Below are 26945 nucleotides of genomic sequence, written 5' to 3' on the forward strand. Positions count from 1 at the left end.
TTGAACCTTCACTTTAATACAACTTCAACACATAACTGTTCGTGATGTGTTAAATAAAGCTTACTTTATTTTTTGCTATATGTGTAAGTCATACACTTTCTTCATCGAAACGAAACCCGAACTGAAGAGGCTCGTATGACAACTTCACGCACTTTCAAAAACGCAACACTGTTCCTTGCAATCTCTCTTGCATTCCCTTCCATTGCAGCGAACCACGACCACGCGCACTTTAGCGAGATCGGTGATCAAGGTGGTAAAGATGCAACTGAAATGACGGCACAGGCAAACAAAGAATTCGCTAAAACCCTAAACTTCTCAGACACTCGTGCTTTCGACAATAACAACAAAGGACTGATCGCAAGCTTCGACCAAGAAACTGGCGACATCATTCGTAACAGCTTCAACTTCATTGAACCAAGCGTTGTTAATGCCGACAAAGCACCAGATTCCGTAAACCCGTCTTTGTGGCGCCAAGCCGTTCTGAACCAAGCAGCAGAAGGCCTCTATGAAGTAGTTCCTGGACAGATTTATCAAGTTCGCGGCGCCGATTTAGCCTCAATCTCTTTCATCCGTAGTGACAGCGGTTGGATCGCTTATGATGTTCTGCTGACTAAAGAAGCGGCAGAGAAATCACTGAAGTTTTTCAAAAAGAATGTTCCTGACGGCGGCGAATTACCAATCGTTGCGATGATCTATTCACACTCACACGCCGATCACTTCGGTGGTGCTCGTGCGATTAAAGACGCGTACCCAGATGTGAAAGTGTATGGCTCTAAGAACATCACTAAAGAGATCGTAGATGAAAACGTGCTAGCAGGTAATGCGATGTCTCGTCGTACTGCTTATCAATATGGTGCGACACTGAACCGCCATGAACACGGTATTGTTGATGCTGCACTCGCTAAAGGCTTATCTACCGGTAGCATCACTTACGTATTACCAGATTACGAATTGAACCATAACGAAGAGATCGAGACTTTGGTTATCGATGGTCTTGAAATGCAGTTCATGGATGCTTCAGGTACGGAAGCAGCCTCTGAGATGGTGACCTACATTCCAAGCATGAAAGCGCTATGGACGGGTGAGCTGACTTACCAAGGCATGCACAACCTTTATACTCTACGCGGTGCGAAAGTTCGTGATGGTCTGAAATGGTCTAAGAAGATCAACGAAATGCTAGTCACTTGGGGTGAAGACACCGAAGTACTGTTCGCTTCGCACTCGTCACCAATCTGGGGTGAACAAGAGATCTCTGATTACCTAAAAATGCAGCGTGACGCCTACGGCTTTACCCATAACCAAACCCTTCGTTTAGCCAACAACGGTGTGGTTCTTCAAGATATCGGTGACGAAATCTACAAAGTGATGCCAGACAGCATCCAACAATCTTGGCACACCAATGGCTACCACGGCACGTACTCACACAATGCACGTGCGGTATACAACATGTACCTTGGCTACTTCGACATGAACCCTGCAAACCTTAACCCACTACAAGTGAAACCAGAATCGGTTAAGTTTGTCGAATACATGGGTGGCAGTGACGCTGTGATTGAGAAAGCACAGCAAGACTTCAAAGAGGGTGAATACCGCTTTGTAGCAACGGCTCTGAATAAAGTGGTTCAAGCTGAACCAGACAACAAAGTTGCACGTGGTTTGCTTGCTGATACATATGAGCAACTGGGCTATCAATCAGAAGGTGCAGGTTGGAGAAACATCTACCTAACAGGTTCACAAGAGCTTCGTATCGGCACGCAACCTGGCGCACCGAAGACAGCATCACCAGATGTATTGGCGAATATGACAATTGAGAACCTGTTGGATTACTTAGCAGTAAAAGTGGATTCATTGAAAGCGCAAAACACGCCATTTACCATGAATATTCAACTGCCTGACGTGAAAGAGTTCTACTACGTAGAAATGTCTAACGGTAACCTAAACAACATTCAGGTGAGTGAGCTGCAAGATGCCGATACTACGCTGATCATTAATAAAGCAGACGTGTCTGATATCGTATTGAAGAAGACAACACTCAATAAACTGCTAGAAGACGGTCAAGCTGGCGTGAAAGGTGACAAGTCATCACTGAACAAACTGCTCTCTTCTCTGACGGAAGCCGACACCTCATTTGAGATTGTCCCACGTCCAAATAAAGGTGAAGAAGTGGACGCTGAGCTATACAAAGATTCAGCAGAACATGCCCACTAAAACCATTACGCACTAACGGAACAACAACGACAACAACGTCAAATCAAGCCTAAAAGGCAGACGGCTATTAACGACAAAGCCTCACCCATTCGATGGGTTGAGGCTTTTTTTGTTTGATAAGTCATCGAGCGATTTATTTCAGATTTCTCAATAACGGACGATCTTGTTATCGCTATCCTGTGAAGTATTAGAAATTTTGCGCAATAAAACTTTGTTATAAAAGTGCTTCGGAATCGGTATCAAGGGAAAGGTATGCAGAAAAAAATTCTGATCACAGGAGCAACTGACGGCATTGGCTTAGAGACCGCAAAAATGCTCGCTCAGCAGGGACATCACATTCTGATTCATGGCCGAAACCCTGCCAAGATCAACAAAGTTGTGGCTGCTCTATCTCGACTGTCTAAAACAGCGGTCATTGAAAATTATATAGCAGACCTATCAACACTTTCAGAGGTCGAAGCGCTCGCCACTCAGATAATGGCTGACCACCAGCGACTCGACGTTCTCATCAACAACGCAGGCGTGTATAAGGTGTCGGACATCACCACTTCAGACAACCTTGATGTACGTTTCGTGGTTAACACCATTGCACCTTATTTACTAACACAAAAGCTGCTTCCTCTTTTTGATACGCAAAGCCGTATCGTCAACCTATCTTCAGCAGCTCAGTCACCCGTAGATTTAAGTGCTCTTATCAGCCCAAATGCAGGAGAGTTAGATGGTCCCGTTTACGCACAAAGTAAACTCGCACTAACGATGTGGTCGATTGATTTGGCGAATGCCTTAGCAAATAGCCCAGCAACGAATGGCCTCGCGGTTATTCCAGTAAACCCAGCCTCTTTCTTAGGGAGCAAGCTGGTCAAAGATGCTTATGGCGTTGATGGTAATGATCTTGCGATTGGCGCAGACATCCTTTGTCGAGCAGCGCTCAGCGATGAGTTTGCCAATGCCTCAGGACGATACTTCGATAATGACTCTGGATTATTCAAAGACCCTCACAACGATGCTCTCGACCCCACTAAAAACCGTAAACTGGTGGAAGTGATCGAGCGACTGTTGCAAGAAAAGTTATCCGCCGAACCCCATTGATTCTGGCAGATACAGAGCACTATGCATACCTAATAAAAGCTTGGCTCAATTGCTGAAAGAGTGAATCTACATTGGGCATGGGCGTCACATGTTCAGATAAAAGCGTGTGAACATGTGGCTCTACAACGGTTGGATTGCCGCAAATCTTATTGTAAAAATTCACGGGCGCAACGATGTGTTCTAAGTCTGCATCTAACAAGATACAGGCTTGGGAAAGTACGATTTGACCGCCCCCTCGCTTGAGCAAAACACGTTGAGCCGTCCCTACTATTTTTTGCTTGTTGATATTGAGATTGTAATCGCCATCGCAATAAGAACCTGGAGTCGCATGCACATCCACATCAACGCCTAACTCTCTAAAAAATTGAGTTAAAACATCACATAAATGCAGATAAGCTTTTTGAATATTGTACGCTTCATCGCTCGGCCAATGATAAATGTGCGACAAGTTAATCACGCCCGGTAGCTGGGGAACGGGAGCACCACCCGTTTTACGCGAAGAGAGTTGCCAGCCTTGTGCCTCAAGCTGCATTCTGGACTCCAACGTCACTGGCCACTTTTTACCTGCAGGTAAAACAAGTGTCGGCGTTTTGGCTTGCCACAACATTAAGGCTTGCCCAATCTCACCATTCTGAATCTGCTGCAATAGCTCATCTTCTTTTTCAAACGCACGATCAACATCAATGTGCGGGTAACGCACGAGCTTATTCGTTAACTTCAATGCACTTTCCTCTACAGCTTGTTGGGTTCGAGTTATTCATTGACCCTAGATTAATAACATATCCCCCAAATCCAATACAACATAGAGCCAGAGGTTCAATATTTTATTATTCCTATCTAGGCAGTATCGGCTTAGTTAAGAACCTCGCGCTTGGACAGCTTTAGTCAAGCAAGGTTGTCTGATATGGTGGCGGCAGAACTTCAGCAATTGTTTTAGATAGTATTGAATATGAAAACACTCACCATACTTGATGGCGGCATGGGCCGAGAACTCAAAGAGATTGGCGCACCGTTCTCACAGCCTCTTTGGAGCGCTCAAGCTCTGATTGAAGCCCCGGATTTTGTTAGCCAAGCGCACCAAAACTTTATCGATGCAGGCGCTGAAATCATAATTACCAACAGCTATGCGTGTGTACCTTTTCATTTGGGTGAAGAACTGTTTGCACAAAGAGGATTTGAGCTAGCAGCGCTGTCTGGCGAATTAGCTAAAGCAGTTGCTGACCAAGCGCCTCAAGCGGTCAAAGTGGCAGGCTCTATTCCACCACCATTTGGCAGCTACCGACCTGACTTATTCAAAGTCGAAGAAGCGGCATCTATCATTCAAACCCTCTACGATGCACAAGAGCCAAATATCGACCTGTGGTTGGTAGAAACCCTATCCAGCGTACAAGAGTTTGAGTCCATTCATGGGGTACTTAAGCAATCAACGAAACCGTGTTACTACGCCTTTAGCTTAGAAGATACCAAAAGCGACTCTGCATCTATTCGTTCTGGTGAGAGCGTAAAAGAAGCCGTCAAGCTTGTTTGTCAGTCTAACGTGACAGGCATCATGTTTAACTGTTCAGTACCGGAAGTGATGGATCAAGCGATTATCGATACCAAACAGGTAATGGATGAGTTAGGCCAAGATCTAGAAATCGGTGTCTATGCAAATAACTTTGCCCCGATCAGCAGCGAGCATGAAGCGAATGACATGCTTCAAGAAATGCGCGAGTTAGATGGCCAAGGTTACTTAACCTATGCAAAACGCTGGCATGCCCTTGGCGCGAATATTATTGGCGGGTGTTGCGGCATCGGACCAAAACATATTAAAGCCCTAGCGAATTGGAAACTTGAGGTAATTGAAGAAAAGTAGTTTGGGCTCAGTGGCAGTTACGTGCCCTGTTACTTGTATTCCAATACAGGGCGAAGTCCACATATATGTTGCTTAAAGGTCATCTATCGATTCAAGTGACATTATGCGCCTATGGTCTGAGGGCTCAAAAACCGATTCTCTCAACCTAGCGATCTCATACTCTTTATCCATCGTGACACTGCTGTTTAAAATTTGACGGCGCTGCTCCAAGTAGCGCTCGATTTTTTGATTTAACGCTAATTCTCGTTGCTCTAATTCCACCATCCTTTGCGCTGCTTCAGTACCAATTAACGTCTCATAAGCGATGTAGCGTTGCTGCTCGTCTTCGTCATTCGCAACCTGACTCAATTGCACAGAAATAAGATCGTCTTGGTAAACACGACGGATCTCTTCTGGCATTTCATCCAACTCTTCTTTAAGTAAGTAATTGTAATCATTGCTCGAGACGGCAATATCTTTGAGAGACATTTTCTTAATGGTTACTTGACGATGGAGGTTTTCATCGCTGAACAGTAGTGCCTGTTCCTCTATGCTAAAGAGTGAGAGCTGATGTTCAAGTAGCTCATTATCGATTCGAATCAAATCATCAAGGCTCAATGCCTGTTCCACCTCAATTGACATCAATAGCTCTTTATAAAGTAGATATTGCTCAAAAAGACCATAGTGCTCAGGGCGATAGCGTTCATGGTTTCTTGTCATGAATTCTTTAACCCTTGTTTTTAACTGTTCGATATCCATCGTCGAGTCATCAAACCCTGACAGAAAATAATCAAACGTATCACGCAATGATGCTTGGTCGATTTCCGTATCCTGTTGGGAAGGTGCTTGAAGCTCAGGCTCTTTCAAAGAAACTTTGGGCTTTGCAAACTTTACAACTTGTTCACTCTCTTGCGGTATTTCTGCTGACGCGAGAGGCTCTTCAAATGCGACTGGTAAACTTTGCGTCTGGTGTGAGCGCGGAACAGACGCTTTAAAATAGGCTACGCTAGCAGCCACAGCAATCACAGTGATAACTAGAATAGCCTTATTCATTTTTATAAGCCCTGCAGTTTTAAGCGGTTCGCATGTTGTCGATAAATGCTTGGAACAGATAAAAACAGTGCCGTATGTCCTAGAACTTGGTTAATTTCGTCCACATGGTTCATTCGATAACTATCGTTAATCACTTTACCTAAGTGTGTGCTGCAAACACCAACCATTCCGTCGTTCTCTTCGCCACCCAAGATTGAAGAACCAAAAGCCAATAGGCTCACTGCTTTCAGCGGTCCATCAACGAGCGCATCTTTCGGGCTGGTCAGTAATCGGTTACCACTCCATGAGTAGTAGTAAACATCGTGCTCGATGTTGTTTACCTTCGTAGTAACAACAGGCGCACCTTGACCACATTCTGTTGTTGGTACACCTTCTGGGTATTTCTTGTTGAATGCCAACGACTCATGCGTAGTCAGTGCTTTTAACGCACCAGTAGCATCAACCGGTAAAGTAGAACCACTCGATAGGTATTGAGTTATTTTCGAAAGATACCCAATGATATTTGCGCCAGCGCTATTTACTAAGGTGCCATCGGGAGCGACGGTATAGAAAAGGTCAGCAAACTTGGAGCCTTTATTTACTCCACCAATACTCGTCACAGAGGCCACGAGTTCAGGGGCTACCGACGCGACATAGCGGGAAGTCGGTCCGCCGTGGCTATGCCCAACCAAGTTAACTTTTTTAGCTCCTGTTCGAGCAAGGTATTGTTTCACCTGCTTTAAAAGTTGCTCACCGCGAACCTCGGTGGTATTTGCAGAGGACACTTGCGCAGTGAATACTTTGGCTCCATCTTTACGCAAGGTTTGAGCTATCTGATAAAAATAGTCATAACCTTGAATGTCATCGAAGCCTAAAAAGCCATGAACTAATACGATTGGGTATTGTGTCTCAGTGTATCCTTTACTCGGTGCAGCACTAACCAAGTGACTAAAGATAGCCGTAAACATCATTACGATGCTTATCATGTGTTTCATTATTATTATCCTTAATTGACTCTATATGAATGAACTTACTTTCAATGTCCATTGGAGCATATCAATCAAAGAGAAAGGGTAAGTGGGAGTAATGGATTGTAAGAAGCGTAAGTATTTCAATGAGTTGAACTAGTGATATAAACCCTGAACAAATCGAAGCAAGTGTTCTCTATTTGTATGTGAGCCCACTGAGTACACTGGAACAAAACAACGATTGGAGTAAGTGATGAGTGACACGCAACGTAAGATTAAATGGGGTATCGCAGGGCTAGGCAATATCGCGAATAGATTCGCCACAGCGCTAACAGAGCACTGCTCATTTGGCGAACTCTACGCGGTGTCAGCACGTGACCAATCAAGAGCGGCTCTTTTTGCTAATAAGTTTGATTGCGATAAAGCTTATGGATCTTATGAAGCCATGGCTCAAGATCCCGATGTTGAAGCGGTGTACATTGCCACAGTACACCCATATCACAAACCTCTAGCCAAACTATTTCTGAGCCATATTAAGCACGTATTGGTAGAAAAACCTGCTTTTACCAACCTTGGTGATTGGTTAGAAATGAAAGCCCTGGCAGAGCAAAATGGCGTAATGTTGCTAGAGGCAATGAAGACCGTCGTGTTCCCAGCTTATCGCGAGCTTACATCGTTTTTAATCAGCAACCAGATTAAGCTTGACTCGATAGAAGCCAGCTTTGGTAATGAGCACGACTACGACCCTAACCTATTTATCTTCAACCCAGATTTAGCCGGCGGGGCAACACTTGATGTTGGAGTGTATGGTCTGTGGTTCTTCTACGATTTATGTCGCACTCTTGAGATTACGCCTTCTCTACCTAAAGTCGAAATGTCGAGCCTCTATGAAGGTTCGAATGTAGATACCGATTCGTGCTTCCAGTTCTCTGGAGAGATCAACGCGACCATATCGGCTTCGACGGTAAGAAACTTGCCACGCGCAGCGCGATTAACAGGCCCAGATATCGCCATTACGATTAAAGAGAAGTGGTGGAACCCAGCCCATATAACGGTGGAGTACAAACAAGAAACTTTCACCATCGAGCACCCCGTTCAAGGTAATGGGTTCGAGTATCAAATCGAGCACTTCTCGCAACTTGTATTAGAGGGCAAACTTGAGTCTGATATCCTATGCTCAAAGGTAAGTGCACAGGTTCTTGAAACCATGGAAAAAGCGCTCGCTGATGCAGGCTACCAACACTTAACTCAACCTAATATTTAGGAATTCGAATTGGGCAACCTAAAGCGCAAGCTTGAACTGTACGAAAAGATATTTCAGGCTTTTGGGCCTGGAGTATCACGCTGCCAAGTCAGCCAAATCGCAACGCTTCTACATGTGAGTGAGCGTCACGTTCAAACCCTACTCAAAGCAATGACCGCGCAAGGCTGGATTGAGTGGCAAGCCAGTTCAGGACGCAATAAAAAGGCACAACTCACGTGTCTGATTGAACCGATGGAAGCGTGCTACCAATACGCACAAAGCCAAGCAGATTCCGGCAATATCGAGCAGGTCTTCAGCACCTTAAGCTTTAATGGACGCAATGCTGGTACAGAGCTGCAAGCCTTTCTAAACAGCACGAATCAATCGGCTCAGAGCGTCGCGTACATCCCCTTCCACCGTGAATTAGAAGCGCTTCACCCTCAGGGTGTACTGAGGCGTACCGAGCGTTTCTTAGTGATGCAAATTTGCCAGCGTCTCACCTCGGTACAACAAGGTAAATTATGTGGCGACTTGGCTTATCATTGGCAACCCAATGAAGATGCAACGATCTGGCGTTTCCAAATTCGTAATGGTGTGCGATTCCACAACGGCCGAACACTGGAAGCTCAAGACATTGCACACTGTCTGACTTTGCTCTCTTCAAGCAAGTTATGGTATCGCTGCTATCAGCATATTACTGAAGTCTCTGCATCTTCAGGCAACATCATCACAATAAAACTCAGCAAGACGGATTGGCATCTACCCCACTTACTTGCTAGAGCCGAAGCATCGATTTTTGAGCCTAATTCTGTCGATAGGTTGGTCGGTTCCGGTCCATTCTCATTGGCGATATTCTCAAACAAGATGCTAAGACTGAACCGCAATGATGCGTATTCAAATCTGGTTCCGATCCTAAATCGAGTCGAATTATGGGTTTACCCAGAGTGGGCAGAGAGTAAAGCGTGTGCGCAAAATCAGGTGTGCGTAAAAATGCCTGAAAAGACACTCAAAGTTGGCGAATACAGTTGTGCACATGCGCGAGCTCACGGCTCTACTTTTTTCAAAATTCAAAATCCAGAGTTGTCTTCACCCAACCGAACATTCACCGTTGAAGACACCTCGGAATGCCAAGCTTTTTTCAAGCAATTTTCAGCGCCTGGTGAGACTAAACTCACCGTCGAGTATGGGGATTTTTCAACAATAAGAGACGTTGCTTTATGCAGCATTATCGATGAAAACCACTCATTCTCTTCTTGGTTAGGCTTCTTCACCCGTTTCCCTTTCGAAGATTTGTCGCTACCCGTTGAGATGCTCGCAAACATCGAGCAGGCTTTAATCTCAATTCAATGCGAACCAGACTTTGAGCAAGCCGCCAAGACACTCTTGAAACTCAAATGCTGGCTATACAAAACTGAAGTAGTGGTTGAGCTTAAGCAAGAGGCATTCAATCTTGAGGTATCTGAAAAAATACACGGAGCACGAGTAAATGGATTCGGTTGGTGTGACCTCGATAAGTTGTGGATTAGCCATATTTGATTCTATCTTTAACAGAGATAAGTCATTCAACACATAGACTTACCTTTAACACTCCTCTGCCATAAGCAAAGCGTGCGGGTGTTAAGTTACGATGAAACTAGGCTCAACCCTATAGAACCAGTAGAAGGTAAATCATGAATAGACACCTAAAAGGCTCAATACTGCTCCTCAGTGCATTTTCTTTTAGCAGTATGGCAAGCACGACCTGCAACTCACTTACTGGCTGTGAGAAAAAGTTCTGTGAGATCGAGCATCAAATCGAAAAAGCTAAGCAATACGATAATCAATACAAAGTCGACCGACTCACAACGGCATTGAAAGCGGCAAAAGAAAACTGTAGCAACGAAGGTTTGAAAGACGAAATTCTCGAGAAAATTGAATCTAACGAACAAGATTTAGCTGAATACCAAGCCGACTTAGAAAAAGCCAAACAAGACAACAGATCGGACAAAATTAAAAAGTATCAGCGCAAGATAGAAAAAGAGCAGCGTAAAATTGATGACTTAAAGCAAGAACTGTCTGAAATTCCTTAAATCAAATTCGCGCACTTCGAAGCAGCTTCAATAAAAACATGGTCTTACTCATTCGTAAGACCATTCGTAAAAGACCGCTATAAATCAGCATCCACAGTCAACACAACAACGCCAATGGCTTATCCAGCCAACGCGACCACAGACTCTTTATAGATGCGATTAGCCACCTTGTAGGCGGCAGGTGATGTCAGTCTCTCCTTACATCGGCTTTTAAATTGCTCGATATCGATCGCTTGAGCATCCAATAAGTACGTCAGCTCACTCAAAGAGTTAGCCTCAAACACGGCTTGGCCCAGTGGCGTACATGCGTAGCGGCTCGACTCTTGATAACCAATAGCTGTCAGTACCGACTCCGGCAACTCCCAGAACTTAGCAATGGTATAAGTGAGGCGAATAGAGTAGCTATTAATTAAGCGCTTCAACGCCAATGAGTTAGGTGGCACAGAAGGGTCAACATGCTTGAAAGCCTCCACCATCATTTGGAAAATGATCATCTTACCTAGGTTACGGATCAACCCAATAAAATAGGCGCTAGACTGGTCTTCTTGAGATGGAGACTCTTTCATTAACTCCTTTGAAAAAGAAGCCGTTTGGATGCTGTGATTCCAAATTTTCTCACCGAAGTGGCGCCAATAAATATTATTGCTTGGGGTAAAATTTTTCATGTAAGAATTAACCACACCCTCCACCAAGCCTTGAGAACCCATATTTAAGAATGCGGTTTTTAGATCGGTTACCTGTTTTTCACTGCGTTTGTAGTATGCGCTGTTCGCTAATTTAATGACATCAGCTGCCATGCTCGGCTCTCGCTCAATCACCTTAAGCAGAGCATCGACATCAAACTCATCACTCTGTAGTTCACCCATTAATGTCGTGACAGAAGCAGGCATCACAGGCAATTCATTGAGAAGCGCTTTAGGGGAACGAATCAAACGTTCAACTTGGCAGGCCACAAAGTCACTAAATGGATCCGATTCCGTTCGCAGACGTGACTCTCCAAACAGATAATCAAGAAATTCTCCATCGTGAAGGCTCATCGATTTATCGACGATTAATGATGATGGTTGATTTGATGAAGGCGGAATAAAGATTGAAGGCTTAACAGTCGCTTGCTCGAGAGAACGGTCTTGATCAGAAACGACTTGTTGAGAGGCACTTTGTGAGGAAGTTAATTGCTTACCTTGCTTGGAAGCAAAAGGGGAAAATAGTGCCTGTAATACCCTTTTAAACATCAATACGGCTCCTAGATGAATACAACATAAATCGGGATATATAACGGCGGTGATTATCGCACAGGTGACTCATAAACCATACAGTGATAAATGAATCATTAATTTTTTTAGCTGTATATAATCTATTACTCATCAATCGGTTAAAGAAAAATGATGTATATCCTCAAACAAAAAGAGCGAGCTAATAACACTTGCTCGCTCTCTCATACATTGGGACTATGAGGCTAATTAAACTAGCGCTCAGCGACTTCCAATACGATCTTACCAACGTGCTTTTTCTTCAAAAATTCATCTTGTGCTGTATGAATATCGGCAAGCGGGAAAGACTGCGCAACAATCGGCTTAATCTGCTGTTTTTCAATGCGGTTAACTAAGTTTTGGAACACTTGTGGCTCCAACACCGTGCAACCGAAAAAGCTGAGGTCTTTTAGATACAGAGTACGAACATCAAGCTGAACCATCGCACCACCAATTGCGCCAGACACGGCATAACGACCATGTGGCTTTAAGACTTCAAGGAATTCAGGCCATTTGTCACCGGCGACTAAATCGATCACAACGTTAACGCTGTTTGCACCTAGCGCTTCAACTAAATCAGCATCACGAGCAATGACTTCATCGGCACCAAGATCAAGTAACTGTTGGTTTTTACTTGGGCTAGTAATCGCAATCACATGTGCGCCACGAGCTTTTGCCAATTGAATCGCTGCGGAACCCACACCGCCTGATGCACCAGAGATCAACACGCGATCGCCTTCAGTTACATTAGCTCGAGTCAGCATGTTTTCTGCTGTCGAGTAAGAACATGGAAAAGACGCCAGCTCAACATCCGACATACTACTGTCCACCGCATACGCGTGCTTTGCTGCGACTTTCGTGTATTCAGCAAAACCGCCATCACACTCAGAACCGAAATACCATGGCTGTGGCAGCTCTCGCCCATACACTTCTGTTAAACAAGGCTCGATAAGAACACGCTCACCAATACGATCTGAAGAGACTTCATTGCCGACTGCTACGATGAAGCCGCACACATCTGCACCTTGGATACGAGGAAACTTTAGCGCTTCACCCGACCAACTGGCATCGTCTGAATCATCGCTTTTTGAATACCAACCGATTCGTGTGTTGATATCGGTATTGTTAACGCCTGCCGCCATCACTTTGATCAGCGCTTCATTAGGTTCGATTTGAGGAACAGCGATATCTTCGCGGTAGCCAAGCATTTCTGCTCCGCCGTGACCCAACATCTCTACACCTTTCATCATTTTCGGTGTTTCGAATTTCATCGTGTTTCCTCGAGTAATTTTGTCACCATATTCTGTGCCGATGCCACGGCTTCTTCGCCTAATACCGGCCACGCGCTTGAAACGCCTTCATGAAGTAAAAACAGGGGCGTTGCGAGATCATCTCGCAGGCTCTGCTTGCCAATGAGCACTCGAACCTGTTCTTTGTGTTGCGTAACGGCTTGGTTAATAAGCTCATTATCTGGGAACGCAGCAATCGCATTCATCGACATGCAGCCGTGTGGTGCATACTCTTCTAACCATTGTTGAAGCTTATTGAAAATATGAACGACAGCTTCTAAGCCAGCTTCAGGAGATGCTTCTAACAGGAAGTTCAGGTAGCGCTGATGTCGGTATTCCAATGCACCAACAATCATCGCTTCTTTTGAAGGGAAGTGTTTGTATAGGGTTCTTAGGCTAACATTACACGCCGTTTTCAGCTGCGCAACGCTCGGTTCCGCAAAACCTTGTTGGCTAAATGCCACTTCAAGGCTTGCTGCAATCTGTTCTCTCAACATAGTGCTCTCTTACGTACCCGACAAAAGGTAGAATGATTCTTCTACCTACAGGGTAGAGCGATCACTCTACCCATGTCAACTGACAACTTTACGTGCAAGATAAATGACAAATTCCGCACCTAAATAAGGTGCGGAATTTATCAATATAGATCAGGAGTTTATCTCTTCTGTTAGAGTCGACTGCGAATCGTCACTAGTACAGACAACGCGCCACAAAGTACCAGTACCACACCTAAATCTTGAATCATTCCTGCTAAACCAAGGCCGGAACCAATCAGGGTGTAATACATCAAACCAAACAATGCACCTGCACTTCCGGCTTGAGATTGGTAACGCACCAAAGCTCGGCTTAGTACATTAGGAATCGCGATTACAAACGCCATCACCACCAGCATCATTGGTAGTAAGAACCAGATCGTGCCTTGTGAAAAATACACACCAACCGCACTTAGCGTTTGAAGAGCAGCCGCTATACCGATCAAAGATGGAGAAGAAAATTGTCTCTTCAATAGTGCCTTGTTCACTAAGCTGCCGAACAAAGTTCCGAAGCCAAGTACAACACCACTATAACCAAACTGCTCTACACTGAAGCCAAGTTGTAAGAAGGTGAATGAACCCAGTTGGTAATACGAAAACAGTGCAATATTGAACGAAGCAACGAGCAACGCAGACATCCATATATCGCTATCTTTTACCATACGCATTCCAAGCGATTTTAATTGCAACGGCTGTTTAGATTGTTGCGTTTCTGGCAGAGACCATAAGCTATGAACCAATAGCGCTAACACCATAATAAATAGAGCCATAAAGACATATTGGTGTCCGCCAGCTTCGCTCAATTGACCACCAAGCAACAGTCCGATAATTGGGCTAATTGATAGCCCCATGCCCATGTAACCAAACACTTTTGCCAACTCAGGTCCGCTAAAGGCATCTCGCAACATGGTTTGGGTCACAACGGAACCAACCGCAAGTCCAAAAGCGCCCATCGCTCGAGCGACCATTAACCAGGTGAAACTATTGGTTTGCAGTGCAATAAGTGCAGAGCAAGCAAATAACCCAAGCCCCAATAACATTGTTGGTCGGCGTCCCCATTTATCAGCAAGTACACCCCATACCACCACGCCTAATGCAAATGCAGAGAAGTAGATCGAGAGAGTTTGTGCCGCTTGTGTGTAACTGACATCAAAGGATTTCGATATTGAATCCAGAGTTGGGCTATAAATGGTTTCTGCTATTTGCGGGAACATCAACAGCAATACCATTTGCCACAAAGAAGGTTTCGTTTTCATCATTTTTCCAAATCGGTGAACTTGACGAGAAGTTTATAGAAAACTAACCTTGACTCGTTAACAACATTAAAACCAAAAACAACAAGATTGGGACAAATGGCATTAATTAGCGAAACGAGTAACTTTGATGCAGACGGATTACCCGCCCCCGTAATCGGTGTTGCTGCAGATATAGGCCAGCACGATTCAGGTATCCACTACCACAAGAAAGGACAGCTGCTGTATGCTCCACAAGGCTGCATCACCTTGACCTTAGAAGATGCTCTTTGCATTTTACCGCCGACCAAAGCGGTCTGGATCCCGCCTTATACCAAACATAGAGCGCAGATGACTAACGTCGTGGCCTATCGTTCGCTCTACTTCGACAGTCATATTTACACATGCCCTGAAGACATAGAAATCATCGAAGTAAATGAGCTACTAAAGGCGCTAATCAACAAAATGTCGTTTTGGGAATGGGACATTGCATCGGAGCAAACCACCAATACTGCCAACCTATTTTGGGAGGAATTCTACTGTGCAAATAAGCACTCATTCATCTTGCCACTTCCTACAGATCGCAGATTCAAACGCTTTTGTGAACAAGTGAGAAGCGACTCATTCTTAGCCCCTGGGTTATCGACATTAGCGGATTCAGTTGGGGCAAGCACCAAAACCATCACTCGACTGTTCAAGGCAGAAACCGGCATGACTTATCAAGATTGGCGGCAACAATGGCGGTTATTTAAAGCCATCGAACTGATCTCAGAAAATCGACAGGTCGGCGATGTCGCAGAGCTATTGGAGTTCTCATCCAATAGTGCGTTTATTACCTTTTTCAAACAACAAACTGGACAAACACCCCTCGCTTTCACCAAGTTGAGAGCGTGACGGATGCGTTTCCATGAGTTCAGTTCAACGTCTCTTACATACAAAAAACCAGAACATGAGTTCTGGTTTTTATTGGGGAATAATAAACTAATCAATCAACACCAATGAATCTAAAATCCCTTTTCCGCTGTGGATCCCGCCTTCATTTTCACTAGCCGGCTTGCTGCGAATCAAGTAACCCGCATAACCATCAAGTTGAGTGACCGGCTTTCCTTGGTAATATGCGGTGAACAACCCAACCTCACTCACAAGATCATCGACCAAGGTTTGTTGAGTATCACGCACCGCAATAGTTGGAACATCACGTTCATGTGGATATAAACGCTGCATTAGAGCCCATGCATCGTACTCTTCAGGCTTAAGTCGACTCAGTTGCTGGCTAATATCGTCACCGAATACACAGTGGCCACCGCCCTCACCCTGATTTTTTAACACCCATTCTTTCTTGTTAGCTTGCGTGTTGAACCATTCAATCGACTCGCTGGTGATAGGCTTCATGTCGGCTAGAACGCTCTTCACAAGTTGAGCCTCTTCAAGCGTTAAACCCCAACGCGCATATTCTGACGCAGGCATCATAGTGACCAACATTTGCATGGTTTTACTGGTTGCTAGCTGCTGACTGATGGTGGCATTCATAGCGACATAGTGTTGTTCGATGAACAAGCGAGTTTGACTCAATGTGTGGCAACAAACGGGCTCATTTAACTCAGGCGCCCAATAATCTGAATACTGATAGCCAGCACGTAGGTACACCACATCGACGGCACCAACATCTTGTAGCAACAAGCGTTGGTTATCCCCCGTTGAAAGCTGGCAACTCAGCTGCTCAAAGGTACGACGCACCGTACGGACACCTTGCTTTTGCAGTTCCAGTTCAAGCAAGTGCTGGTCATAGACGTTATCTTCGTTCTTCTGCACCACCATCAAAAATGTAGGTTTAGCTGCATCATCAAAGTGCTCTCTTACCTTTCTTGCCGAGGTAGCAATACCGAAAGCCAATTGTTCAAGTCCTCGGTTTTCTTCCGGGATTGCTGATGAATCTTCCAACCAATTTTTATAAGTCTCTGGCCACTGATTATTCATGAACGTGTGAAATTCAGTCGCGCGCTGACCAAAGGGTGCCATACCTGCTGCGATACCATTGAACTCAATCACTTTTGCTCCATGCTGACGGTCATCCATAAAATCGGTTCGCATCAATAGCAAAGGTTGGCGGGCAGGACTCAAGCGTTCATCAGCACTACCATGAGCTTGTTGATGAAGTGCCATTAAGCGACCAAAGAATGGATCGGCTTGCGCCATATCGCTCAATGACGACTGCAGAAAATCATGATCTTCCGATACGTTGCTGATCAGCTTAGTGATAAGCGGAGTCACGCGACGCAAATGTTCATAAACCTCACGCTCCATTGTCATTGGCGCTAGGCTAAATGAGCAATGCCTTGCGGTATTGTCAGCTTGTCGAAAAGCGACACCGTGCATGATCGCCCACTCACAGGCATCTTCAATTATTTGTTGTGGAATCAATGACGCTGACATTGGATTCATTTTGCTCTCTCACTATTATCGGGAATTACGCCCCCAATTAAGACGATACTCAGTCTGAAAAGACGAACGAAAAGCGAAAAATATTTTACGAATTACAATGTATTCAACCACCATCTACTCTTGAGTGTCTTGCGTCTTATTTACGATCAGTTCTCTCAGCCAACGATGGCTAGGCTCAGAATCAAAATAACGGTGCCACAATAGGAATAATCCACCAGGCACCAAATCGATGGGAACGGGCTTCATCACTAATTCACCGCTATCGATATAATCGCGCACCGAGTTGTATGGATAGCACATCAACAGGTCGCTCTGTTTACACAGTTTGATAGCACTAGTGATATCCGACACGTTAGCGGCCTTGTTGATCTCTAACTGCTTAGCGTTAAGCACTTCCATCAATAACCAGTCGCCCGCTCCGCCCGTCACCAATTGTATATGTCGATACTTAAGAAAGGTGTCGAGGTTCCACTCTTCTTGCAAAGCAGGGTGATCGTTACGCATCAAACAAACAGAATAATCCAAACACAGCTCAACATAATCCAGTTCATCCGGAATACATTGCACATGGGTTGAAGCGCGTTCATCTAATTCAAAAATACCGATACCAAAATCGACTTCGCGCTTGAGTAAACGTTTGAAACTATCACTACTCCACGTGGAGCTGTTGATGGTGATATGGGGTGCATCGGCAAGCGCTGTCGGCATAAATTGCGGATAAACCGCAGTGTAGGCGGTCTCAACAAGGTCTATAGTGAAAGTACGCTCGCTCTCCTTAGGATCAAACACCTCAGGGACAGTTAGCTTTTCGATTTGCAGCAAAATTTGGTGGATCTTGGGCGCTAATACGAGTGCTTTTGGAGTTGGGAATAACCCTTTAGACTCACGCTCAAATAGCGGGTCGTCAAACAAAGCTCGAAGCTTGGTGAGTTGTTTACTTACCGCAGATTGGCTCAAAAACAGCCGCTCTGCCGTTTTGCTCACACTACGTTCTTCAATCAGAACATGTAAGCACAACAGCAAATTCATATCGCATTTAAGTAAGCTTTTAACATCGACCATGATATTCCCCAAATTCAGGTTAATGATGATTATTTGTCACTTTAAATCATATCATGCTCTTGGTAAATTGAGCGCATGTGAGTTAACACACTCAAAGAATAATAGAATTAAGGAATACTCATGGATTTTCTAGCACTACCAAAGATTGACTTACACTGCCACCTAGACGGAAGTGTTCGCCCAGATACGATTATTGATCTAGCAAAACAGTACAATATCGAACTACCTGAAGACCGTGATGCGGTTGTTCAATCTCTAACAGTGCCAGAAGATTGCAAAAACCTAGATGAGTACCTAGCTTGTTTCAGCCTGCCACTAAAAGTGATGCAAACTGAAGAAGCGATTGAGCGTATCTCTTTTGAGCTTTACGAAGACGCAGCACTAGAAAACGTTAAGTACCTAGAAGTTCGTTTCGCACCAATCCTGCACGTGAATAAAGGCCTGTCTCTTGACGCGATCATTGCTAGTGCAGTGAAAGGCATGAAGCGTGCTGAAGAGAAATACGACATCAAGGGCAACTACATTATGTCTGTACTGCGTATGTTCCCTAAAGATTCAATCAAAGACGTGATCGATGCAGGTAAGCCATACCTTGGTAAAGGCGTTGTAGCATTTGATATTGCTGGCGGTGAAAAGCCAGGTTTCTGTGCTGAGTTCCCTGAATACACGCAATACGCGATTGAACAAGGCTACCGAGTGACGGTTCACGCAGGTGAGCAATGGCACGGTCAAAACGTTTACGACGCAGTGACTATGCTGGACGCTGAGCGTATCGGCCACGGTGTTCACATCCAAGGTAACGAAGATGCGTACAACATTGTGAAAGAGAAGCAGGTTGCGCTTGAAACTTGCCCAACGAGTAACGTTCAAACTAAATGTATTCACAAATTCAGCGACCACCCAATTTCTGAATTCAAGAAAGATGGCATCGTTGTAACAATCAACACAGATAACCGCACTGTGTCGAACACAACAATGACTAACGAAGTGAAACGCGTATGTGAAACTTTCGACCTAACGAAAGAAGATTACGCAGAAATCTACAAGTACTCTGTAGAAAGCGCATTTGCTTCAGACGAAGTAAAGCAGCACCTAATGGGTTTTGTTGAGCAAATCTAACGGTTAAAAGCGCCTTTTGCTGAAGAGCTAGGCTCACTTAAAGCTAGTGCTTAAAAGCAAAAAATAGGAAGAGAAAGGCTGACGCTTTTCTCTTTTTTTATGTCCATTTATCAGTATTCTGATACCAATATTGATTCGCAAGATATAAACCATGAACACAAAAACAGAACTCGAAAAAATGCTCACTGGCGAGGTTTTTGACGGCGCCGACCATGAGATTAGCCAAATGCGTTCTCATGCCAGTAAAGCCCTGTCAGACTTCAATCAATGTACAGACGATACTCAACAGCCAAGTTTGCAAACAAACCTGTTTGGCAAGATTGGGAGCAGCATAGTGCGCCCCCCTTTTCATTGTGAGTTTGGTAAAACCATTGAGATAGGTGATGATACCTTCATCAACATGAATGTGGTCATGCTGGACGGTGCTAACATCAAAATTGGCAACAATGTTTTAGTGGGGCCAAGCGTTCAATTTTATACCGCTTCTCACTCTCTGGATCACCGCAGTCGTCGTCAGTGGGAAACCTTCTGCTTCCCTATTATCGTTGAAGATGATGTATGGATTGGTGGGAACTCGGTCATTAATCAAGATGTGACGATTGGCGCTCGCTCTGTTATCGCTGCCAACTCTGTCGTCAACAGTGATGTACCACCAGATTGCCTCTACGGCGGCACGCCAGCCAAACTGATTCGTTACTTAAACACCGAGCAAACAGACAACGACGGTAAATAAACAGTAAGCCAATCTAAAATGCAAAAGGGGATGTTTAATATTAGACATCCCCTTTTAGTTAGTTGAGCTTGTCTGTTTTATCCGGCAAGCTCTGTTCCATCGCTTTTTCATAATCGCTTTGAGGAGAGCTCAAATAGGTAGTTTTGACGAACTTTTCCCAATCAGAAAACAGGCTCTCTAGTGGCTTATCCGAAAACTGTGAGACATCACCATTGCTCTTAATAAGGTCCACAAATGCCTTCTTCCCCCAAGATAGTTCAATAAACTCCCCTATCGTATAACCAACCTCATAAATCGCAGGGCTGCTGTTAGGCTGGATGTAAAGCTCTTGAACCAACCCGTCGAAGCGACGATTGATCGCATTTCTATTACTCAGATGAAACCAATAATCTTCAGATTTATAGATAGCGATAGCTTCCCATAACCAACGCGGGTTATTCAGAAAGTTGGGATTCACTTGCAGCGTCAGGAGATGAACAAATTCATGCAGCGCAGTCTTTTGAATTTCACCACCAGAGTGAAGCAACCTAATTTCATGACTCTTAGGCTCTATGTATCCCGTAGAGAAAGCGTATCGATAGCCAATGCTTCGCTCTTGTTCATCTAAATAATCCTTTTGGTCCTGCCATACTCTAACGGTCACCGTCGGCATAGATTCAAGTTCGAACGCTTGCATCAACGGAACTCGGTTGAGCAACAAGGTGTTATGAATACTGGGAATGACAGAGGGTGATGTTCCATTGTAGAGGACATATTTAAACGGCCCTTTGTCTGACTCGTAACAATCGTCACATGCCTTATCACCACGAATTTGAAGCACAACAGCGACAAACAATACCAACACTGACAATGTCAGAATCAAGAATGTAACGATCGATTTAGATGGGTATCTTTTCATTTTCTACATCCTCAGTGAAGTTATCTCTCTGCGCGTCACTCTTTTAGATCAACACCTAGCCTCTGTAACGCATTTTGGCACTGTTCAGCATCGACAAATTGGATACCTGCTATGCCGACTGCTTCCGCCCCTTTGACGTTATAGGGCATGTCATCGATGAAGACTGTTTCTGACGCTTTGAGGTTGTTTTCAGATAGCAGCGCTTGGTAAATTTCGGGCTGCGGTTTGAGCATGCCAAGCTCTGCAGATACCGCCGCACCATCAAATAATGGCCAAAATTCGTAGGTCTTTTTCAAATACTCGACAATCTCAACCACATTATCGGTAAGCGCATACACGCCATAGCCAGAGCGCTTTACACGCTCAATGAGTTCTACAGAACCATGCAGTAAGATCTGCGTTTGTTTAACGTAATAAAACAGGCGATCACACTCTAATGGAGATAAGTTGAGTTCGCGTTGATAACGAAGCTTGGCCTCGCTCTCACTCAAGAAACCTTTGTTTAAATCCAACCAAATTGCACTTTGGAAGATAGAACGTGCACGTGATTCCAAATCGTTAATATCACCGAATGTAAGACGTGCTATTTCCAGTGGTGCCCAACGCACAATCACATTCCCTACGTCGAACACGACATTTTTGATTTCATTTGCACTCATACACTCTCCAGAGAGCGTCATGTAATCAATCTAGGCAAACACAAAGTGCCGCAAATTAAGAATCATGACGAACGTTTATAAATTAAAGCTTCATGTAGAATATACAATCAATTGAACATAGAAAAGGCCATCATTACGATGGCCTTCTCATTATTTGCAAGTGAGCTAATTATCAACACAAATCGGCTTCGGATGAGACGATCGTTGGCGCACCAGCTGAAGCATTCGAGCGATAAATAACAACACAAGTTTCGCTTTCTTCAGCATTCGAAAATGAATAAACGATTAGTTTAACTTCTTCCATTGGTATGGTGTTATGCCATTGGCTCGTTTAAAAGATCGAATGAATTGCGAGGAATCGGCATAACCTAAGTGAAGGGCTACATCAGAAATTGCATAGCCTTGCTGTGAAAGGACTCGCTTTGCAAACTCGAACGATAGTGACTCCTTAATTGCTTTGAAAGTGGTCTGTTCATCCTTCAGTGCTCTCTGTACTGTGCGCTTTCCTATTCCATTGAGGTCACAAAACTTATCTAAGTCGATATCCATTCTTCCTATATATGACAGCAAGGCATGTGAGACTCTATCGGAGTCTACCATCGGTTCAGGCTTAGCTGGGCTTAATGAGACAGAGTCTAGGGAGGAGTAATAAATACGTGTGTGCTCTGCCCAAGGTATTGGGGCGTATCGGACTGAACCTGTAGTTCGCGTAAGTCTTCAGCGCTGTTTGCGACTAAATCATATCGAATAGGGTTAGATAATTCCGGATATCTTATTTTCAAATAAGCATGTACATAAACAATCAGAAGCAACTCTGACTCTACATGCTTCAAGGCTAGCTTGGTCGTTTTTAGTGATACCGAAAATCCGAGCTTATCCTCGTGTATCGTCAGCTCATCAATAGAAAAACAGCGCAGAAAGCTATCCATCGAAAGCTCACTAAACCATACCTCTTGACCGATTTGCTGAGCACTTTTTAACAACAGTGAGGTAAATGAATCAGCGCTTAAATGCAGTCGCAGTTCGTGTAAGAAAAGAGCAAATACGTTAAATGGAATATAGGTAGCAGACGAGGTGCTCATACTAAAAGGTAGGTTCGCTTTTGCAGCTAGCTCATCAAGAACTCCTTGTTTGAAACCAAACGAGTTATCCTCTTGCAAAGCCTGTTGAAAATGGATTGCTATACGCTTATCTATCAGCGGTATATTAAGTCCCATTCTATACCCTTCCCCTATTTTTATGACGTAGAGTGCACATTTTGGCTTTCTAGTTTAGCCTCTATTCTCTTGAATTAACAAGATACACATTTACGATTAAGCCTCAAAATACACCGACTTAAGCCGTTTAATAAGACTCATTTCTCATCCTCCAAATGCCCTTATGTGTTATAATTCTTAGTCTCTCAAAGCGTGCTGAATCCCTGATTTAGTTCACTATTCTTTAACCACAGTGAATCCACTTTAACGTTATCGAACTATGAAAAAATACGAATTAGTTGTCCAAGATATTGTGAGTAAGATCTGTCAAAACAGTATCAGCCATAAGCTTCCAGCAGAAAGAGAACTCTCTGAAATATATGGGTTATCTCGATTTACTATTCGAAAAGCACTAGCAAAGCTAGAAGCGATTGGCATGGTCACATCTAAGGTGGGTTCAGGTTACTTCGTCAACACAGCTCTAATTGGTACACCTTTAGTCTATAACTCGATCACAGAGAACAGCTTTGAAGAGATCTCTTACAAAAAAATTCAGTTAAACAAAGCACTACCCGACAATCACGAGCAGCAAATTTTTTCATTAAGCGACAAGGAATATATTTGGAAAATTAGACGCCTTCGATTGATCAATAATAAAGTGGTTCAAATTGAAGAAGCAAAAATCCCGGTTAGCGTATTTCCTGAAATGAATGCTGAGATCATAGAAAGCTCGATTCAAAAGCACGCTTTGTCCAAAGGGCTACAGATCGATAGTTATTTGACGACTTATCAGGCTGTTAACGTATCTAAAGAAGATGCTGAACTGCTTGGTTGTAAAAAGAATGTCGCTGCGATGAATATTACTAACCGAGGTTTCTTAGCGTCTGGTGAGTTATTTATAGTCAGCGACATTATTGATATTAATTACCAATGCACGTATCACACCCCTTTTAACAGTGAGAGTATGAGCTACCGAGACAAGAAGTAATAATACTAACCAGAATAAGATGATGATGATTATATTTAGTGAAAAAGGGTGACTGACTATTAAAAATATTTATTTAATTCACCAATAATATAATCTTGTTAGTACCTAATTTTAATTAGACAATCAACTCAAAAAAATGGCCGCTAATAGCGGCCATTTTATTTTAAAAGTACGAGTTAAGGGGTATGGATAGCGCCATCAGGAAGGCGGCTTTGTGTCCACTCGTGGGGGCGATACATCACAGGAAATTCCGCAGCAGCCTCTTGGTCGATCTCAACACCGATTCCGGCAATTTCAGATGCGTATAAGTAACCATTGATTGGCTCTGCTGCATTCGGGAATACCTTATGTGTATTCTCGTTGTATTCGACATGCTCTTGAATCGCCGCATTATGTAAATGCACATTCAAATGCGTGTTCACCGCAGCACCAATTGGCGTCATATCTGGCGGACAGTGCCATGCAATACGAACACCGAAGTTCTGGCATAAGTGTCCAAGTTTAAGAGCTGGCGTAATACCACCGATTTGTGAAACATGGCAACGGATGAAGTCGATTCGACGATTCGCAATCAGAGATTTCCACTCTTCAGGGTTATTAAATAACTCACCTAAACCCAATGATACTGAGCTCTGACTACGAATGTTGTCTAACCACTCGGTTTGATTTGGCGGAAGAATATCCTCAATGAAGTACGGCCTATATTGCTCGACTTCCTTCGCAAATTGTATTGCCTGATTTGGGAAAAGACGCTCATGCACATCGTGAAGGATATGGAATTGGTTACCATATTTCTCTCTCAGCGACTTAAACATGGTTAGCGTGTTGTCCATGTACTGATCTTGGTCGTAGTAGGAACCTTCAGTCGGGTTTTGAGTGGTATGTAAATCGCTTGGAACACCGCCATAGAAGCCAAGCTGACAACGTATATGCTTGTAGCCTTTCTCTAAGAAACCTTCAACCAAATCATAAATGCCTTCCATGGTGTCGCTTGTCGCATGCGTATACACAGGGATTGCGTCACGAGACTTACCACCAAACAATTGATGCAGAGGCATACCTGCTAACTTAGCTTTAATATCCCATAATGCCATATCAACACCAGAGATCGCATTATTGATGACAGGTCCATTTCGCCAGTAAGCGTTAACCATCATCATTTGCCATAAGTCTTCAATATTATTGGCGTTTTTCCCAATAAGAATAGGTTTTAAATATTCATCGACCATTGTTTTTACAGCAAGTGGTCGCTGTTGGAATGTCGCACAGCCAAAGCCAGTCACACCTTCATTCGTTTCAACGACAACGGTAATTAGGTTGTGCCTATCTGGCTTAGTAATAATACAATGGATATCGGATATAATAGTTTCTTTCACAATTAAATAACCTAAACTTAAGTCAACTCCTATTATCTAACCGCTTTAAAAATCACATTTCAAGGGCTAATTTTTGCCTAAAAATAATTGGTACGTTAAGTGTTTTTTTTTGATAAACAAAACATACCAATTGGCAAAAAACGGTGAAAAAATAATTTTTGGGATTTTAAATGTGATTGAGATCTCTTTTTATTCCGTTGGATTTAAATTGGTTGTCGTTATGATTTCTCGAGTTAAATATATTCCAATAACAGGTGTAGTATGCAAATGGTAGAAAAGAGTGATGCCGTTGTGAATAGCTCTAAGTCATCATCGAAAAAGAAAAACTTCAAAGAAAATATACAGTTATTAGTCACTGCTCTTGGCGGTGAAGAGAATATCGTGAGCATCACGCACTGTATGACAAGACTGAGATTCAAATTAGCCGACGAGTCATTGGCTAACGAAGATGACATCAAGCAAATCACAGGTGTAAAAGGTGTCGTTCTTCAACAAGGTCAAACCCAAGTGATCATCGGGGTTGAGGTCGAGAAGTGGTTCAACGCCCTATCAAATACGCAAAAAGCTGATTCAAGTCCTGCTGATGAGCTAGAGAAAGGCAAGCTATTCCAAGGCGTAATGCGCATTGTTGCTGGCATCTTTGGCCCTGTAGTACCAGCTATTGCGGGTGCCGGTATGCTAATGGGTCTACTATCGGGCCTTATTGCTACCAATGTTATCTCTGAAACCTCAGACACGGTTTACTTCTTCCGTTCAATTTCTATTGCAGTGTTCTTCTTCTTACCTATGCTGGTTTCTTTCTCTGCAGCCAAGGTCTTTAAAGTAAATGAGTACATCGCACTTGCTGTTTCCTCAGCAATGCTAGCACCCAAGCTAGTAGATAAAGCGGCGATGCTAAAAGACGCAGGTGCAGCTCCGGAGCTAACGGTTCTTGGCGTAGTTCCGATTGAACTGCTTAACTACGGCGGTGCGATTGTTCCTGCGATTCTTGCAATCTGGTTGCTATCTAAAGTGACACCTCTGGTTGATCGAATGGTCCCTACTTCAGCTAAGCCAGTGTTCACACCGCTACTGGCGTTTACAGTAACTTCGACCATCACACTCTCTTTTGTTGGCCCTGCGGGTATTTGGCTCAGTAACGGTGCTGGTTGGGTAATGAGTTCATTGCTGGAGATCTCTCCGACATTAACAGGCTTTGTGTTTGGTCTAACTCGCCCGATTACGATTGTATTTGGTATTCACCACAGCATGACACCAATCAGCCTGAACAACTTCGCGCTGTATGGTAAGGATCTACTGATGCCTATCATGTGTTTGGGTAACATGGCGATTGCGGGTGCAACCATGGCTATCTGGCACAAACAACGCAAGACAGTTTCTAAAGAGCAATCTTCGATTACGATGGGTTCAAGTGTAACGGCGATTCTAGGTATTACAGAGCCAGCTCTGTTTGGTGTCCTAACTAAATACACCAAAGCGATGATGACCGCGAGTTTAGCAGCAGGTGTGTTCGGTGCTATTTCAGTAACGATTGATACTCACTTAACGAGCTACATTCTTTCTTCTGTATTCAGCCTGCCAGCTTACCTTGCAAGCGGTACACAAAACTTCCTTCAAGCAATAATGGGCGTGGTAGGTGTATTCACACTGTCTTTCATTCTAACCATGTTGTTTGTAAAACTAGACAACAAATAAGCTCCTTTTGACTTGCTCAAAAAATCCACG

The 26945-nt window shown here is 43.8% G+C and carries 25 protein-coding genes; 11 read left to right on the forward strand and 14 right to left on the reverse strand.

The annotated features are described in order from the left end of the window. The first annotated feature begins 135 nt into the window (after nt 1-135). Nucleotides 136-2208, forward strand: a complete 2073-nt coding sequence (locus L1D55_RS00295; protein ID WP_239915920.1) for an alkyl sulfatase dimerization domain-containing protein — start codon at nt 136-138, stop codon at nt 2206-2208. 252 nt (nt 2209-2460) lie between these two features. Continuing rightward, nucleotides 2461-3297: an SDR family NAD(P)-dependent oxidoreductase gene (locus L1D55_RS00300; RefSeq protein WP_239915923.1), complete on the forward strand. Its 837-nt coding sequence runs from the start codon at nt 2461-2463 to the stop codon at nt 3295-3297. Between the two features lie 19 nt (nt 3298-3316). On the opposite strand, the gene L1D55_RS00305 is transcribed toward L1D55_RS00300, so the two are convergent. Further along, on the reverse strand, nt 3317-4018 hold the full coding sequence (locus L1D55_RS00305; protein ID WP_239915925.1) for a lipoate--protein ligase: 702 nt from the start codon (nt 4016-4018) through the stop codon (nt 3317-3319). A gap of 228 nt (nt 4019-4246) precedes the next feature. Between L1D55_RS00305 and L1D55_RS00310 the strand changes: the two genes are divergently transcribed. Then, a complete protein-coding gene (locus L1D55_RS00310) occupies nt 4247-5152 on the forward strand; it encodes a homocysteine S-methyltransferase family protein (protein WP_239915927.1) in 906 nt (301 codons plus the stop codon). A 72-nt stretch (nt 5153-5224) separates the two neighbouring features. On the opposite strand, the gene L1D55_RS00315 is transcribed toward L1D55_RS00310, so the two are convergent. Continuing rightward, on the reverse strand, nt 5225-6184 hold the full coding sequence (locus tag L1D55_RS00315) for a lipase secretion chaperone (RefSeq protein ID WP_239915929.1): 960 nt from the start codon (nt 6182-6184) through the stop codon (nt 5225-5227). Between the two features lie 2 nt (nt 6185-6186). After that, a complete protein-coding gene (locus L1D55_RS00320; RefSeq protein ID WP_239915931.1) occupies nt 6187-7158 on the reverse strand; it encodes a triacylglycerol lipase in 972 nt (323 codons plus the stop codon). 226 nt (nt 7159-7384) lie between these two features. On the opposite strand from L1D55_RS00320, the gene L1D55_RS00325 reads away from it, so the two are divergent. From L1D55_RS00325 to L1D55_RS00335, 3 genes are all read left to right on the forward strand, one after another. Next, nucleotides 7385-8395, forward strand: coding sequence for a Gfo/Idh/MocA family oxidoreductase (locus L1D55_RS00325; protein WP_239915932.1), 1011 nt, complete (start codon nt 7385-7387; stop codon nt 8393-8395). Between the two features lie 9 nt (nt 8396-8404). Further along, nucleotides 8405-9910 carry an SgrR family transcriptional regulator gene (locus L1D55_RS00330; protein ID WP_239915935.1) on the forward strand — a complete coding sequence of 502 codons (1506 nt, stop codon included), beginning with the start codon at nt 8405-8407 and terminating at the stop codon, nt 9908-9910. 134 nt (nt 9911-10044) lie between these two features. After that, a complete protein-coding gene (locus L1D55_RS00335; RefSeq protein ID WP_239915937.1) occupies nt 10045-10443 on the forward strand; it encodes a DUF1090 domain-containing protein in 399 nt (132 codons plus the stop codon). A gap of 119 nt (nt 10444-10562) precedes the next feature. Here L1D55_RS00335 and L1D55_RS00340 read toward each other — a convergent pair whose 3' ends face one another. The 4 genes from L1D55_RS00340 to L1D55_RS00355 form a co-directional block, all read right to left on the reverse strand. Then, a complete protein-coding gene (locus tag L1D55_RS00340; protein WP_239915939.1) occupies nt 10563-11675 on the reverse strand; it encodes an HDOD domain-containing protein in 1113 nt (370 codons plus the stop codon). Nucleotides 11676-11908: 233 nt separating this feature from the next. Then, nucleotides 11909-12964 (reverse strand): alcohol dehydrogenase family protein, encoded by a 1056-nt coding sequence (locus L1D55_RS00345; protein ID WP_239915941.1) that lies wholly within the window; start codon nt 12962-12964, stop codon nt 11909-11911. Continuing rightward, a complete protein-coding gene (locus L1D55_RS00350) occupies nt 12961-13479 on the reverse strand; it encodes a TetR/AcrR family transcriptional regulator (RefSeq protein WP_128162832.1) in 519 nt (172 codons plus the stop codon). Before L1D55_RS00350 ends, L1D55_RS00345 begins: the two co-directional genes overlap by 4 nt. A gap of 170 nt (nt 13480-13649) precedes the next feature. Beyond that, nucleotides 13650-14771 carry a multidrug effflux MFS transporter gene (locus tag L1D55_RS00355; protein ID WP_239915942.1) on the reverse strand — a complete coding sequence of 374 codons (1122 nt, stop codon included), beginning with the start codon at nt 14769-14771 and terminating at the stop codon, nt 13650-13652. Between the two features lie 96 nt (nt 14772-14867). On the opposite strand from L1D55_RS00355, the gene L1D55_RS00360 reads away from it, so the two are divergent. Further along, nucleotides 14868-15641 (forward strand): helix-turn-helix transcriptional regulator, encoded by a 774-nt coding sequence (locus L1D55_RS00360; RefSeq protein WP_239915944.1) that lies wholly within the window; start codon nt 14868-14870, stop codon nt 15639-15641. Between the two features lie 87 nt (nt 15642-15728). Here the strand turns inward: L1D55_RS00360 and L1D55_RS00365 are convergent, their stop codons facing one another. Together L1D55_RS00365 and L1D55_RS00370 are read right to left on the reverse strand one after the other, a co-directional pair. Further along, nucleotides 15729-17180: a glutathione synthetase gene (locus L1D55_RS00365; protein WP_239916217.1), complete on the reverse strand. Its 1452-nt coding sequence runs from the start codon at nt 17178-17180 to the stop codon at nt 15729-15731. A 123-nt stretch (nt 17181-17303) separates the two neighbouring features. After that, nucleotides 17304-18251 carry a LysR substrate-binding domain-containing protein gene (locus L1D55_RS00370; protein ID WP_008216036.1) on the reverse strand — a complete coding sequence of 316 codons (948 nt, stop codon included), beginning with the start codon at nt 18249-18251 and terminating at the stop codon, nt 17304-17306. Between the two features lie 120 nt (nt 18252-18371). Between L1D55_RS00370 and add the strand changes: the two genes are divergently transcribed. Both add and L1D55_RS00380 read left to right on the forward strand, forming a co-directional pair. Beyond that, nucleotides 18372-19370 carry an adenosine deaminase gene (gene add / locus L1D55_RS00375; RefSeq protein ID WP_137408443.1) on the forward strand — a complete coding sequence of 333 codons (999 nt, stop codon included), beginning with the start codon at nt 18372-18374 and terminating at the stop codon, nt 19368-19370. A 151-nt stretch (nt 19371-19521) separates the two neighbouring features. Next, entirely contained in the window at nt 19522-20103 is a 582-nt protein-coding gene (locus L1D55_RS00380) for a sugar O-acetyltransferase (RefSeq protein WP_171368088.1), read from the forward strand. Nucleotides 20104-20161: 58 nt separating this feature from the next. Here the strand turns inward: L1D55_RS00380 and L1D55_RS00385 are convergent, their stop codons facing one another. The 4 genes from L1D55_RS00385 to L1D55_RS00400 all read right to left on the reverse strand — a co-directional run bounded on the left by L1D55_RS00385 (nt 20162) and on the right by L1D55_RS00400 (nt 22877). Next, the gene (locus L1D55_RS00385) at nt 20162-21001 is read right to left on the reverse strand and encodes a hypothetical protein (protein WP_239915945.1); all 840 of its coding nucleotides are present in this window, start codon (nt 20999-21001) and stop codon (nt 20162-20164) included. 35 nt (nt 21002-21036) lie between these two features. After that, nucleotides 21037-21660 (reverse strand): HAD family phosphatase, encoded by a 624-nt coding sequence (locus L1D55_RS00390; protein ID WP_239915946.1) that lies wholly within the window; start codon nt 21658-21660, stop codon nt 21037-21039. A 285-nt stretch (nt 21661-21945) separates the two neighbouring features. Further along, the gene (locus L1D55_RS00395; RefSeq protein ID WP_345772766.1) at nt 21946-22260 is read right to left on the reverse strand and encodes an AraC family transcriptional regulator; all 315 of its coding nucleotides are present in this window, start codon (nt 22258-22260) and stop codon (nt 21946-21948) included. Between the two features lie 35 nt (nt 22261-22295). Next, nucleotides 22296-22877, reverse strand: coding sequence for a hypothetical protein (locus L1D55_RS00400; RefSeq protein WP_239915948.1), 582 nt, complete (start codon nt 22875-22877; stop codon nt 22296-22298). 259 nt (nt 22878-23136) lie between these two features. Here L1D55_RS00400 and L1D55_RS00405 point away from each other — a divergent pair, with 259 nt between their 5' ends. Beyond that, on the forward strand, nt 23137-23844 hold the full coding sequence (locus L1D55_RS00405; RefSeq protein ID WP_239915949.1) for a GntR family transcriptional regulator: 708 nt from the start codon (nt 23137-23139) through the stop codon (nt 23842-23844). Between the two features lie 176 nt (nt 23845-24020). Here L1D55_RS00405 and L1D55_RS00410 read toward each other — a convergent pair whose 3' ends face one another. After that, the gene (locus L1D55_RS00410; protein WP_239915950.1) at nt 24021-25220 is read right to left on the reverse strand and encodes an enolase C-terminal domain-like protein; all 1200 of its coding nucleotides are present in this window, start codon (nt 25218-25220) and stop codon (nt 24021-24023) included. A 261-nt stretch (nt 25221-25481) separates the two neighbouring features. On the opposite strand from L1D55_RS00410, the gene L1D55_RS00415 reads away from it, so the two are divergent. Further along, on the forward strand, nt 25482-26915 hold the full coding sequence (locus tag L1D55_RS00415; protein WP_239915951.1) for a PTS transporter subunit EIIC: 1434 nt from the start codon (nt 25482-25484) through the stop codon (nt 26913-26915). The last annotated feature ends 30 nt before the right edge of the window (nt 26916-26945 follow it).

Source organism: Vibrio sp. Isolate22 (assembly GCF_022398115.1).
In the GTDB taxonomy this organism is placed as follows: domain Bacteria; phylum Pseudomonadota; class Gammaproteobacteria; order Enterobacterales; family Vibrionaceae; genus Vibrio.